Source organism: Acinetobacter zhairuonensis, assembly GCF_022601715.1.
Taxonomy (GTDB): Bacteria; Pseudomonadota; Gammaproteobacteria; order Pseudomonadales; family Moraxellaceae; genus Acinetobacter.
On the sequence record NZ_JAKVIM010000002.1, the window covers coordinates 164,031 to 176,655 of the forward strand.

Genomic DNA, 12,625 nt, shown 5'->3' on the forward strand with positions numbered 1-12,625 from the left:
ATGGCAAATATTAATCACCCATCAACTCTAACTGGATCAATTTATACACGCGTTTCCAGTATTCATCAATTTTGACCATGCCCTTATCCATTTGCGCCTGAATAGTCATGCCATCTAAAATGCTGGCTAACATCGTGGCTAATTGGAATGGCTGAGACACCCCTAACTTTTCCAAAGCAAAACGTATACGTTCAGTTAACCATTCTTTATATTCCATCGCTGGCTGCATGGTCGAAGGATAAACCTTTGACACTTCCTCAACGGCTTTCTGGAACATACATCCATTGAAGTCGTCCATTTGGAACCAAGCGTGATACCAGTAAAAAATGGTTTTTATATGGTCTAAATATTCCTCAGCTGGACACTGAGCTATTGCTGCATCTAAAGATTCTTGTAAGTTCATATTTCTACGGTGTAAGCACTCTTCAATGAGTTTCGCCTTGGACGGAAAATATTTGTAGAATGTCATTTTAGCGACACCCGACTCACTAATAATTCGATCGATTCCAATCGAGTTATAGCTATAAGAATTAAAAAGATGAAGCGCAGTACTAATAATGTCGTCTTTTTTGGACATGCTATTTACCTACCAAACTTATCTTTAAGCAGAAGTGGGTCAAAATGGAGTAAAAAAGGGGCATCTTTTTTAAGAAATGAAACTGATGAGTAATATTATATCATTATTTGAATCCGATGATTAAACTCATACGTGATGTTTCATATGTACTTATTCTATAATAAAAAATCGATAAAAGTGAAGCTCCACTCATAAATCTTTATAGCGTATTTAATTTTTTTTTAATATGATTAAATTTATCAAAATTTGATCTCTCTCTCATGAGTACACTTGCTTTTACCCAATCAGAAAATGCACGATTGGAAGCTTTAAATTTTATCCGACATTCTGTTGAACAACCTTTATGGACACAGCATGTCGAGCAAGTGAGTGCGCTCAAACAGCAAAGTATTCAACATACGCTGTTCCAGCTTCCTATATTAGAACGTTTACACCAACAAGCGCTTTCTCTAGAACAGCTCAAACTGATTCATATCAATTATTTTGCTGCCATTGTTAAAGTCTTTACCGATGCCTTGAGCATGCTGATTTATCAAGCGCATCAACTGGAACAACATCCGAATATTCAGCAACATCAACGCGTCCATGCCAAAGCATATGCACGCTACTTACTCTCACTCAATTTGATTGATGAATTGGGCTTTAATACTTTCGAGTTAGCATTAAGTTCACCCAGCAAATCCCACCTCGTGTATTTTATGGATTTACTGCAAGCTTTAGAGATTGATCCGCAAAATGAACAAGCTGTATGTCCTGAGGCGTATGCACTCAATCAATTTATTCAGTCACATTTAGACTCATACAACAATTTACTGTTAATTTTAGCGTGTGCAGAGTTACAAGTGATTCACTATAGCGAAGCGCTACGTATTAATTTAGAAAAATACAACCCACGCTTTAGCGAAGGCTATTATGCCTGCCACGGCATCGTCGATCACTCCGAAAATTTAGCCAATGATGACAATCATGAAGATGATATTTGGGCGCTATTGACGCAAAGCTATCAAGATAATCACAGCAGTGATTATCAAGCATTGGTGCAAGAATATCTCAATCTTTGGGCGCAGTTCTGGCAAAAAATGAATGCCTTAAACACATAGTGTCATGCCATTGATAGGCTAATATTTTCTATTTAAACATTTAAGATAAAGGCAATTACATCACTCTATTTCTCAAATGAGTCCATTTATATCACCATTCTTATCTATACGAATGTAACGACTTTGCTTAATATGGCATGAAGAATTAAAAATTTGACCAAAGTTAAATGACTTTCCCACAATTAAAATTTGATGATTATTTACATCCTCGCCCACAACCGACTGGGATGGATGCACAATGCAAATTACAGCATTTTGCCTTGGTCACCTATGCCATTGACCCAGCGCGTTTGGAAGGGATGCTTCCTCATCGCTTTAAGCTCGATACCATTCAATATCAGGGAAAAGAACAAGCACTTATTTCTGTGGTGGCGTTTGTTATGCTTAATCTCACCTCAGCCGTTTTTCCATTCCCAAAGGTGAGCATGGGGCAAATCGATTACCGAATCTATGTAATTGATCAACACACGCAGCAGCGATGTGTTTGGTTTATTGGTACCACAGTGGACTCCTGGACATTACCTATCCCAAGAACTGTTTGGCAACTACCTTGGCATGCAGGCATTTCTTACTTCGATTGCCTGCAAGATGCTGAAGGCTACTATCAACACTATAAGATGCAGACCCAATCCGAATGGGCAAGTGCGGAGTTACAGCTCTGCCAATCCAAACAGGATGAATGGCATTATGCTGGGTTTCCTGATTTAGAAAGTTATTTGGTGTTTTTAACTTATCCTTTGGCTGGCTTTTATCATCGCCGAGATGGTCAGCTCGGTACCTATCGGGTTTGGCATGAACGACTACAACCTAAACCCGCACAATTGCTACATGCCAAATTTGACTTACTTGAGCGACTGAATTTAGTTTCCTTCGAAGATCAACTAAATCCTTATAGTGTGCTGATTGAACCCATGAATGAATTTACGATATATCTGCCGCCACAAATCATTCGGTAAAAAAGAGAGTATCTCTCTCTTCTTTTTATTGGCATTCTTCCAATTTATCTACAGCTTTACTGCTATTACGCTCTGCCAGTGCATGTTTAATAACGCGATAACCACCTGTTAAGCCGAGTACTGACATGACTAACGCTACGAATAAATCAGGTAATAAGCTCCCCGTTCCAAAGACCCCGATTGCAGCAATAATTACAGCAATATTGCCAATCGCATCATTACGGCTACATAACCAAACCGATTGCATATTTGCATCCCCATCTCGGAAAGCATAGAGAATTACCGCTGCTATGACATTCGCGATTAATGCCAAGATCCCAATTGCCCCCATAGTAATGGCTTCAGGTGGTATGCCTTGTAAATAGCTATAGCCAGTTTTGACAATTACGACTACTCCAAAGCTTGCCATGGTGATGCCTTTCAGCAAAGCGACTGTTGCACGCCAATATAGGCTTGCTCCCAATACCGCCAATGAAATGGCATAGTTGACTGCATCTCCAAAGAAATCTAGCGAATCCGCCCACAGCGCGGATGAATGCGCATAAGCACCACCAATCAGTTCAACCACGAACATGGTCAAATTAATGATCAGTGCAATCCATAAAGCCGTTCTAAACTTACTATTCGGTTTAATTGGTGCGGGCTCATGACTACAGCTACATGCCATTTCCATACTCCTGATTCTGTATTATGCTTATTTAAAACTATGGACTCACTCTAAGGTCAAGCCATGCAGCATTATTTAATCCATCAACTCGCCAAAAAAACCCAGTTGCCTGTAGATACTGTGCGTTTTTATGAAAAAAAGCAGCTGATTACGCCGAGCTATCGCGCTGAAAATAATTATAAATATTATGATGAAGCGACCTTAAAACGCCTACAATTCATTAAGCAATGTCGTGCTTTTGATATGTCACTGTCCGAGATTCAGCAACTGATTGACTTGATAAAACAACCGCAGCAAGGCTGCCAAATTGTCGATCAAATGATCGAACAACACATCCAACAAGTTGAAAAGCACATTGCCGAATTGATCTCATTTCAAAGCCAGTTACAAGAACTGCGTCAATCCTGTTCCAGCAATACCACCATTGATCACTGCCAAATTTTAAAAAACCTAGGATTATCAGAATAAAACCGACCAATTTACTGGGTTGAATCCTTTTTTGATATCCATACAATAAAGCCATATTCTTTGTATGCCTTTATTCTGCCATGAGCATTCACCACGTTACCGAACTTCTCTCTCCTGCTGGTTCTCTCAAAAATATGCGTTATGCATTTGCCTACGGTGCAGATGCGGTCTATGCAGGACAACCGCGTTATAGCTTGCGCGTACGGAATAATGAATTTGATCATGACAATCTCGCCATAGGCATTCAAGAAGCACATGCCCTAGGTAAAAAATTCTATGTGGTCGTCAATATTCAACCGCATAACAGCAAACTCAAAAATTTCATTCGCGACCTTGAGCCCGTGATTGCTATGCAGCCTGATGCCTTAATTATGTCCGACCCCGGCTTGATTATGATGGTGCGTGAGCAATTCCCAGACATGCCTGTGCATCTTTCAGTACAAGCCAATGCCGTCAACTGGGCAACCGTGAAATTCTGGAAAAACATGGGACTGACTCGTGTAATTCTTTCACGCGAATTGTCACTGGAAGAAATTGAAGAAATCAAAAACCATGTACCCGACATGGAGATTGAGGTTTTTGTACACGGCGCATTGTGTATGGCTTACTCTGGACGCTGCTTGCTTTCAGGCTATATGAATAAACGCGATGCCAACCAAGGCGCATGTACCAATGCCTGCCGTTGGGATTACAAACTGCATCAAGCCCAAGAAAATGAAACTGGGGATGTGATTCCCGTCCATCAAGTCCATGAAACCCAGTGCTGTAATAGTGATGTAGATGAACAGCACGCTATTGCCCAAAACCAATGCTCTGAACCTGTCCTGCTACAACGTAATGAAGAAGACATGTTTGCTGCCGAAGAAGATGAACATGGCACGTATTTCATGAATTCTAAGGATTTACGCGCAGTCCAGCATGTCGAGCGTTTGACTCAAATTGGGATTCACTCACTCAAAATTGAAGGTCGAACCAAATCTTATTTCTACTGTGCGCGTACTGCTCAAATTTACCGTAAAGCCATTGATGATGCGTTAGCAGGTAAGCCTTTCGATCCGTCGCTGATGTTACAACTGGAAGGCTTGGCAAACCGTGGCTATACCGAAGGTTTTTTACGTCGCCATGTGCATAGCGAATATCAAAATTATGAAACAGGTTCTTCACGTTTTGACCATCAACAGTTTTGTGGTGAAGTGCTAGAACGCCATGGCGATTACATCAAAATTGACGTGAAAAACCGCTTTGTTGTGGGAGATACCCTTGAGTTAATGACCCCGCAAGGCAATATTCAGTTTGTATTGACCGAGATTTTAGATAAAAAAGGCAATTCAATTGCTGATGCTAAAGGCTCAGGTCATATTATCGATATTCCTATGCCTGCCGATGTTGATATGCAGTATGCCCTGCTGATTCGTAATCTACCGAATTCAGAAATCGATATTTCAGCGTCTTCACTGGCTTATGTGGCAGGTTAAGTCATGGCTTTAAGAATCACGGATGCCTGCATCAATTGCGACATGTGCTTACCCGAATGTCCAAATGATGCCATTTATGAAGGTCAGAAAATCTATGAGATTGATGTAGCACGCTGTACAGAGTGCGTGGGTTTTTATGAACATCAAACCTGTATGGCAGTCTGCCCGATCGATTGTATTGAAGTTCATCCTGAACACATTGAAAGCAAAGCGGCATTAGAGGAGAAATTTAAAACGCTGAATATTATTTAAAAATAAAACTGTTTTAATCAAATCTTGGGGGAAAACAATAAACAATAAAAAAAGGAACATCGGTGTTAGCGTCCTCAGTTCCTATAAAAAGTAAAAAGTTTAATAGCAAGCCAACATAACACTGTTTATGTTGGCTCTTTTTTATTACTGACCTGAACGAATCATGTAATCAAAAGCAGATAGCGACGCTTTTGCACCTTCACCTGTCGCAATAATAATTTGCTTGTATGGCACAGTGGTACAGTCACCCGCAGCAAACACACCTTTCACATTAGTTTCGTTGCGTTCGTTAATCACAATTTCACCACGTGGAGTCAGCTCAACTGCACTGTCTTTCAAGAAGTCGGTATTTGGCAATAAACCAATTTGTACGAAAATCCCAGCCAACTCAACAGTATGTTCAACATCGGTTGCACGGTCTTTGTATTTCAAGCCAGTTACCTGAGCACCATCACCGACTACTTCAGTGGATAAAGCATTCATGATGACAGTCGCATTTGGCAAGCTGTTTAACTTGTCTTGCAACACTTGGTCGGCACGCAGTTTAGTATCAAACTCCACCAAAGTCACGTGCTCAACAATACCTGCCAAGTCAATTGCTGCTTCTACACCAGAGTTCCCCCCGCCAATCACAGCAACACGTTTGCCTTTAAACAACGGACCATCACAGTGCGGACAGTATGCAACACCACGGGTACGGTATTCAGCCTCACCTGGTACATTCATTTCTCTCCAACGTGCACCTGTTGAAAGGATGACTGTTTTCGATTCAAGTTTTGCACCATTTTCAAGTTCAACAGCCACCAAGCCGTTGGCTGTTTGATCCGCGCCAGTGATTTTATTCACACGTTGCAAGTTCATAATGTCCACACCATATTCACGAACATGTGCTTCCATATCTTGCGCAAACTTAGGACCGACAGTTTTTTGTACCGTGGTAAAGTTTTCAATATCCATGGTATCCATGACCTGACCACCAAAGCACTCCGCCACAATACCTGTTTTAATGCCTTTACGTGCTGCATAAATTGCCGCAGTACCGCCTGCAGGTCCACCGCCAATCACCAATACATCAAACGCATCTTTGGCATTCAATTTGGCTGCTTCTTTCTCAGCAGAATTGGTATCCAGTTTGGCAATAATTTCTTCCAACGTCATACGACCTTGACCAATGTGTAGCTCATCTTGGAACACCATGGGTACTGCCATGATTTTGCGTTGTTCCACTTCTTCTTGGAAGAAGGCACCATCAATCATGGTTGCTGTCGAACCTGGGTTATAAATGGCAATCAGATTCAATGCTTGAACGACGTCAGGACAGTTATGGCAGCTTAACGATACAAACACATCAAAGTTCGATTTGATGTTTAAAGCTTTAATTTGGTTAAGTACTTCTTCAGAAACTTTTGGTGCATAGCCAGATACTTGTAACAATGCAAGAATGAGTGAGGTAAACTCATGTCCCATTGGCAAACCCGCGAAATGTACACGTGGTTGCTCTCCTGCTTTAGCAATCGCAAAACTTGGACGACGTGTATGTTCACCATCGAAGCGTGCTGTCACTTGGTCTGATAACACCGCAATTTCAGTGACCAACTCTTTAATTTTTTCAGATTTCTCTGAAGCATCTAAAGACGCAATAATTTCGATTGGGCTTTCAAGACGTTCTAAAAGTGTTTTTAATTGCGCAGAAGTATTTTGATCTAACATTGCTAACGACTCCAGTGGAGAGATAATTTAGTTGATGAATGCATCATAATAAAAAACATAAAATTGGTAAAACAGTTTGTATTTATAAATACAATCGAAATATTAGATCAATAGGAAAAATAGTACATAACTTGAATCACTTACCCGAAATTTTTTAGGTTGTGCTCAATTCTACGCGTTCGTGCCATAAAATACCGAGATAATGTATACAATATTAAGCTAAGAATTACATTTAGAATAAACAATGAAATAAGAGCAACTTGTAGAACACTCCCCCACTTTTGCACTTGCATGACCTGTGGTGAAACAGACTGTGCTATCGGGGTAATCGCTTTACCATAGAGTTGTTGCTGCATGCTCCATAACTGTGAAGGACTAAATCCGTACTGAATAAAATTGGGGTCATTTTGCTCAGCATCAACCAGTGTCAATACATAAGGTATCGCGGCATTTTCGTCGGCAGGCGAATGCAACAATGCGATTTGCGCCAGTACATAAGCTTTTATGGGCTGTGCCAGTTGCGTTTGCTCTAACTGATGTACCAATTCACTCTGATGCAAGCGATTTTCATATTGAATCGCCTCAGCATAAGGGTGCTCCGCCTCATCTTTCCAATCATATTGCACATAAGTCAGTGCTGACCAAATACAGATAAATGCAATTAACCAGCCAACAAACTTCATTACAAAGGATTGAAAGCGAATAGCGAAGAAGCGAATTTTCTTGAGAAAATGAATCACAAAAAATGCGCCAATAAAGGCACTGGTCATTTTCAACAACAACCAACCAAACCAAGAAAGCAAATTGAAGAAATAGTCTGGTGCTTGCCCAAACTGGGCCAATGCGCTGTCTGCACTCACTGGAATATGCAGTTGTTTAACTTCTGGGCTTAGCCCAAACCAACTGTACAGCATATCCTGCTGGAAAAAGTAGCTCAGTAAAGCCACTAGTGCCAAACTGGAAGTGAATATACACCCCCACATTAGATGGGTTTGCCGACGTTTAAGCGTCTGCACACCTTGCTGAATGTGGCTTGGATTCATTGCATATTCATCTTCTAAATGGGACAAGTGACCTCCTGCAAAAGACTAAAAATAAAAAATTAGCGTTGATTTGACTCTAATACCAACTGACTCAAATTACTTTGTAAGTTACGTAAACGCTGCGTCGCCTCTTCACGCTTCTGCATCCCTTCCTTTTGTACCTGTAATACGTCATTCACAGTTTGAATTAAGGTATTTTGCACATGCTCAAGGGTTTCAATATCAATTACGGAACGTTGATTGGCACGTGCAGTATCGACTGAATTTTGATGCAATAAATCCGCATTACGGCGTAATAAATCGTTGGTGGCATCGTCAATGGTATTTGCCAGTTGTACACTGTTCTTTTGCTCTTGCAGAGAAATAGCAAGACTGATCTGGTTTTTCCACGCGGGCAAAGTAATGTTTTTGATGGCATAGAACTTATCCACCAACATCATATTATTCGACTGAATAATGCGAATCATGGGTAAGGTCTGCATGGCCGATTGCTGCAACACCTGTAAATCACTGACCCGCTTCTCAAGATTATTTGAGAGATGATTCAGATCATAAATTTTCTGGGTCGTGGTTTGATCCTGCTCCTGTGTAGTTAAGCTGGCAATTTGCTGCTGAACTTCATGCTGCTTGATCTTTCCCGCAGCCACATAAATGCCCAACTGCTTATATTCATCCTGCACAGAATCAAACATCTGTTCCAACGTCTTGACCCGATCTTTCAGCCCCAACTGTGAAGCTTCAATTTCTTTAACCAAAGCATCAATCTGCTCTTTGGTGGTATTAAAGTGCTGATCAAAACTCTGCTTCGCCCCTTTAAACTTATTTAAAATACTGCCCAAAAAGCCAGAACTTTTAGATTGATTCAGAATGCTGCTACCATTTAATTGCTGTGCGACTTGCACCACTTGGTTCAACTTTTGCCCTGTAGCATCTAAATCTTTGTTTTGCACCAAATCTAACAGCTCATCGGTATAAGTTGAGGTTTGCGTGGCAATATGTTTCCCATACTCCGCGACACTCTGATGATTCATATCTGCTAGTTCTTTGGTGGCGGTCAGTACCTCAGCCAAATCTGACTTCTGTAAACCCAGCTCTTTTAAATTCAGTTGCTGAAACTGTTGTTCCACCATATCTTCGGTCATGATTACAGGGAAGTTATTGTGTTCTGAATTGGTCATAATTCACCTAATTTTGTGTTGAGTTCCCAGAGGGCTTCTCTAATGATTTTCTTAAAGTTTTAATCAGTTTTTCGCGGCTATTATCGAGCTTTAATAGCTCAGCAGTCGAATCTGTCTGTTGACTTTGTTTGACATGATATTGCCAAGCAGGAATCAACACCTGTTGCGCTTCGGTAAAACGATCCAGCAAGCCTAAAGAGAGCTGCTGCGAAAGCTGCATTTGCTGCATGGCAATATCATTGCTGGCCTGTACGGTTTGCAGGCTATGAATCTTTTGGGATAAGCGTTCGGAAAATTGATCTAAAGGATGTTGTGTCCGTAGCATCTTGGGATACTCTTGCACAAACTCCTGCGCGGCAACCACATAATTTGCCATTCTTACACGCAAACCCAGTAATTGCTGTACCCGAGATTGAGACTTTTGTATTTCCAAGCGCAGTTTTTGACTTAAATGTTGACTACGATCGAGCAATACATCCAAATTTTTATAGTAGTCGATTTGCCCTGATCTATGTTCAATGTCAATGCCGAGCCATTTTTGTAAGGCATTAAATTTACGTTTCTTTAAATATTTATTGGATTGGGTCAGGGCTTGAATCAGTGCCTCTATACTTTGTCTGAATTGCTGTGTCAGTCGCGGATCTACCCCCTGCAACAACACGGCCTGAGCTTGAACAATCTGTTCAGCATAATGATGCAGCAATGCCGCATTATTAAAAATGGGCACCAATTCATTCCGTTGAATCGCCAAAACGTCCTGTCGATTGACCTCTATTTCAGATAAAGGAATCAGTTCAGTAACTTGCATTGCAATTTAGATCATGACCAGTACCCCTCTGTTTTAACATAGCCATTAAAATTATCAACACCGTATTTTTATATGAAGGTAAAACATGAACAGGTCAGGATCTAAAATAAACAATAAATAAATTACAATAAGTTAAAAAATAGCCTTCCCTGAAAATATTCATTCAATCCCCCATCCAGCAGACGGATTAATTTTTTTATTGCGAATGAGAATAAATTAAGAACTCCACAATCTTTCTACATAATTTTAGTTTAATCTTAGGCGAAATTACATTTGGAAACATAAAGTCATGGATGCGTTACAGCCTTGTTGGAAATTCAGTGCACTGACTTGCGCACTTTTGGGTATCTCTATTACAGGCTGGGCTGCCGATACCACTCAAGCGACTGTGACAGATGAACCTGTACAAACACTCAAAACCTTAAAGCTCCAAGCAGACTCACCTACCAATAAAAATAACGACATCAGTGCAATTGCCAAAACCATTATCAATCGTGAAGAAATGCTGAAATATGGCGATCAAACTGTCAGTGATGCCTTAAGACGTGCCGCAGGTTTCCAAATGCCATCGGGTTCTGGTCCTCGTGGTCCAGGCGGTGCATCAGGTATGCGCTTTCGTGGTAGTGGTGCACCGATCTTTATGATTAATGGTGAGCCTATACAAGGTGGTCCACGCGGTGGCATGTCCATTATTGATACGCTCACACCTTACATGATTGAACGGATTGAAATTACCAAGCAGCCGAGTGTGACCCAAGCTTCGGTCGCTGTTTCTGCTGTGATTAATATTATTCTTAAAGAACCGCTACAAAGCACTCGTCTTAGCGGAACTGCTCGTATGGGTTATGGACTTTACAATTCGGGCGCTTCGGAAAACGAACGTAAAAACCTCACTCTACAAATGGATGGACGAGATAGTCCTTGGCTTTATAGTGTATCTGCCAACCAGAGTTGGGACGACACCACCTCTATCACAGAAACTCAAACATCAAGCCAAACTCGGGTTCAAAAAAATGTCTCCGAGCGTAAATCATCCATGATCAGTCCACGAGTTGAATATGAAATTGATGATGAAAAGAAAGTTGTAGCAGAACTGTTTTACCGTAACCATGAGCGTGATGGTACCCGTTCTGACCAAGTTCAACAGGATAAAAATGACAGTCTACGTCTCAACACCCGCTTTGAACGCCAAGTCGATAAAAACTCCGACAAAGTCCGTTTCTCTTATGAAAAGCAGGATGAAACGGAACTTACCCGTTCTTCGCAAGCATCCCTCTATATTGATCAGCAAATTGAAGAGTATGGCTTGGCTTACGATGGTATTCGCCAGTTTGATGCGGATCGCCAAATTAAATTCGGGTTAGACACCCGCTCAAACACTCTTGAAAGTAATACTGCTGATACCTTAGATGAGCAACGTTATGCCCTCTATAGTGAAGGCAGTTGGCGTTTCACCGATCAGCAAACTTTAACCTTGGGATTACGTCAGGAATGGATTCATCGCTCAGGGCTAGTAGATTATGATGATCAGCACCTGAGTCCTGTACTGGCACATCGTTACAATTTTGATGATCAATGGTCATTACAAACCAATATTAGTCAGGCTTTCCGCAGCCCCAAAGCCAATAATTTATTACCAACAGTCTCCATTTCAACCGACAGTGATGCGGGCAGCCTGAACAACCCAGACCGTGGTGGTAATCCATTTTTACGTCCTGAAAAAATTCAGGCTTATGAGTCGACATTAGGTTACAACACTGCCGCAGGTGGTGTGAATTTGACAGGCTTCTACCGCCAGATTGATGACTATATTGAATCGGTGATTCGTCAGGAAAATGGACGCTATGTACAACGCCCACAGAATCAACCGCATGCAACTACCTATGGGATTGAGCTTTCAGGGCATTATGCCTTAAAACAAGATGAGCAAGGTCATTCTTGGATGTTGAACAGTCAACTGTCGACCATACGCGCCAAAGTGGAAGATGACACGCAACGAGAACGCTTGGTAAGCGATGTTGCACCCTATACAGCCAGTATGGGACTGTCCTATAACTTTCAACCTTGGCGACTGTCGACCAGTATCAATTTAAGTTACACCCCTGAATTTACCCGTGCATTGGAAAATCAGCCCTATAACCGTACCAGCAATGAACGTGTGAACTTAGACATCAGTGCGACCAAACGCTTTAAGCAAGGCTGGTCTACCAGCTTAAGTGCCCGCAATCTGCTCAGCACGGACTATAAAGAGCGCTTGAACAATCAATCGGATGACAGTTTGTATCAAGCGCGAATTAGCCAAGCCATTCCAAGTTTATTGCTCAATATAGAAAAGAAATTCTAAGACCAATCACAATCAAAGACTATGGTGCTTCCTGTGAATACTTGATG

Annotated in this window: 12 protein-coding genes; 6 read left to right on the forward strand and 6 right to left on the reverse strand. The window is 41.3% G+C overall.

The features are described from left to right. Positions 1–10: 10 nt before the first annotated feature. The gene (locus MKI85_RS02510; protein WP_241624672.1) at positions 11–577 is read right to left on the reverse strand and encodes a TetR/AcrR family transcriptional regulator; all 567 of its coding nucleotides are present in this window, start codon (positions 575–577) and stop codon (positions 11–13) included. A gap of 260 nt (positions 578–837) precedes the next feature. Between MKI85_RS02510 and MKI85_RS02515 the strand changes: the two genes are divergently transcribed. Beyond that, entirely contained in the window at positions 838–1,677 is an 840-nt protein-coding gene (locus tag MKI85_RS02515) for a hypothetical protein (RefSeq protein WP_241624674.1), read from the forward strand. A gap of 167 nt (positions 1,678–1,844) precedes the next feature. Further along, positions 1,845–2,633 carry a DUF2071 domain-containing protein gene (locus tag MKI85_RS02520; RefSeq protein ID WP_241624676.1) on the forward strand — a complete coding sequence of 263 codons (789 nt, stop codon included), beginning with the start codon at positions 1,845–1,847 and terminating at the stop codon, positions 2,631–2,633. A 25-nt stretch (positions 2,634–2,658) separates the two neighbouring features. On the opposite strand, the gene MKI85_RS02525 is transcribed toward MKI85_RS02520, so the two are convergent. After that, entirely contained in the window at positions 2,659–3,300 is a 642-nt protein-coding gene (locus MKI85_RS02525; RefSeq protein ID WP_241624678.1) for a cation transporter, read from the reverse strand. A 63-nt stretch (positions 3,301–3,363) separates the two neighbouring features. On the opposite strand from MKI85_RS02525, the gene MKI85_RS02530 reads away from it, so the two are divergent. From MKI85_RS02530 to MKI85_RS02540, 3 genes are all read left to right on the forward strand, one after another. Next, positions 3,364–3,768, forward strand: coding sequence for a MerR family DNA-binding protein (locus MKI85_RS02530; RefSeq protein ID WP_241624679.1), 405 nt, complete (start codon positions 3,364–3,366; stop codon positions 3,766–3,768). A gap of 80 nt (positions 3,769–3,848) precedes the next feature. Next, complete coding sequence (trhP, locus tag MKI85_RS02535; RefSeq protein WP_241624680.1) at positions 3,849–5,243, forward strand: prephenate-dependent tRNA uridine(34) hydroxylase TrhP; 1,395 nt, start codon at positions 3,849–3,851, stop codon at positions 5,241–5,243. 3 nt (positions 5,244–5,246) lie between these two features. Further along, positions 5,247–5,495, forward strand: a complete 249-nt coding sequence (locus MKI85_RS02540) for a YfhL family 4Fe-4S dicluster ferredoxin (RefSeq protein ID WP_241624681.1) — start codon at positions 5,247–5,249, stop codon at positions 5,493–5,495. Positions 5,496–5,639: 144 nt separating this feature from the next. On the opposite strand, the gene ahpF is transcribed toward MKI85_RS02540, so the two are convergent. The 4 genes from ahpF to MKI85_RS02560 form a co-directional block, all read right to left on the reverse strand. Next, positions 5,640–7,205 carry an alkyl hydroperoxide reductase subunit F gene (ahpF, locus tag MKI85_RS02545; RefSeq protein ID WP_241624682.1) on the reverse strand — a complete coding sequence of 522 codons (1,566 nt, stop codon included), beginning with the start codon at positions 7,203–7,205 and terminating at the stop codon, positions 5,640–5,642. Between the two features lie 140 nt (positions 7,206–7,345). Next, positions 7,346–8,248: a hypothetical protein gene (locus MKI85_RS02550; protein ID WP_413351805.1), complete on the reverse strand. Its 903-nt coding sequence runs from the start codon at positions 8,246–8,248 to the stop codon at positions 7,346–7,348. Between the two features lie 59 nt (positions 8,249–8,307). Continuing rightward, on the reverse strand, positions 8,308–9,426 hold the full coding sequence (locus tag MKI85_RS02555) for a toxic anion resistance protein (protein WP_241624685.1): 1,119 nt from the start codon (positions 9,424–9,426) through the stop codon (positions 8,308–8,310). A gap of 7 nt (positions 9,427–9,433) precedes the next feature. After that, positions 9,434–10,234: a tellurium resistance protein gene (locus MKI85_RS02560; protein ID WP_241624687.1), complete on the reverse strand. Its 801-nt coding sequence runs from the start codon at positions 10,232–10,234 to the stop codon at positions 9,434–9,436. Between the two features lie 289 nt (positions 10,235–10,523). Between MKI85_RS02560 and MKI85_RS02565 the strand changes: the two genes are divergently transcribed. Beyond that, positions 10,524–12,578, forward strand: coding sequence for a TonB-dependent receptor plug domain-containing protein (locus MKI85_RS02565; protein WP_241624689.1), 2,055 nt, complete (start codon positions 10,524–10,526; stop codon positions 12,576–12,578). The last annotated feature ends 47 nt before the right edge of the window (positions 12,579–12,625 follow it).

Excerpts from the sequence above, each read along its gene's own strand:
- MKI85_RS02510 (WP_241624672.1), bottom strand. The coding sequence starts at position 577 with ATGTCCAAAAAAGACGACATTATTAGTACTGCGCTTCATCTTTTTAAT.
- MKI85_RS02515 (WP_241624674.1), top strand. The coding sequence starts at position 838 with ATGAGTACACTTGCTTTTACCCAATCAGAAAATGCACGATTGGAAGCT.
- MKI85_RS02520 (WP_241624676.1), top strand. The coding sequence starts at position 1,845 with ATGACTTTCCCACAATTAAAATTTGATGATTATTTACATCCTCGCCCA.
- MKI85_RS02525 (WP_241624678.1), bottom strand. The coding sequence starts at position 3,300 with ATGGCATGTAGCTGTAGTCATGAGCCCGCACCAATTAAACCGAATAGT.
- MKI85_RS02530 (WP_241624679.1), top strand. The coding sequence starts at position 3,364 with ATGCAGCATTATTTAATCCATCAACTCGCCAAAAAAACCCAGTTGCCT.
- trhP (WP_241624680.1), top strand. The coding sequence starts at position 3,849 with ATGAGCATTCACCACGTTACCGAACTTCTCTCTCCTGCTGGTTCTCTC.
- MKI85_RS02540 (WP_241624681.1), top strand. The coding sequence starts at position 5,247 with ATGGCTTTAAGAATCACGGATGCCTGCATCAATTGCGACATGTGCTTA.
- ahpF (WP_241624682.1), bottom strand. The coding sequence starts at position 7,205 with ATGTTAGATCAAAATACTTCTGCGCAATTAAAAACACTTTTAGAACGT.
- MKI85_RS02550 (WP_413351805.1), bottom strand. The coding sequence starts at position 8,248 with ATGAATCCAAGCCACATTCAGCAAGGTGTGCAGACGCTTAAACGTCGG.
- MKI85_RS02555 (WP_241624685.1), bottom strand. The coding sequence starts at position 9,426 with ATGACCAATTCAGAACACAATAACTTCCCTGTAATCATGACCGAAGAT.
- MKI85_RS02560 (WP_241624687.1), bottom strand. The coding sequence starts at position 10,234 with ATGCAAGTTACTGAACTGATTCCTTTATCTGAAATAGAGGTCAATCGA.
- MKI85_RS02565 (WP_241624689.1), top strand. The coding sequence starts at position 10,524 with ATGGATGCGTTACAGCCTTGTTGGAAATTCAGTGCACTGACTTGCGCA.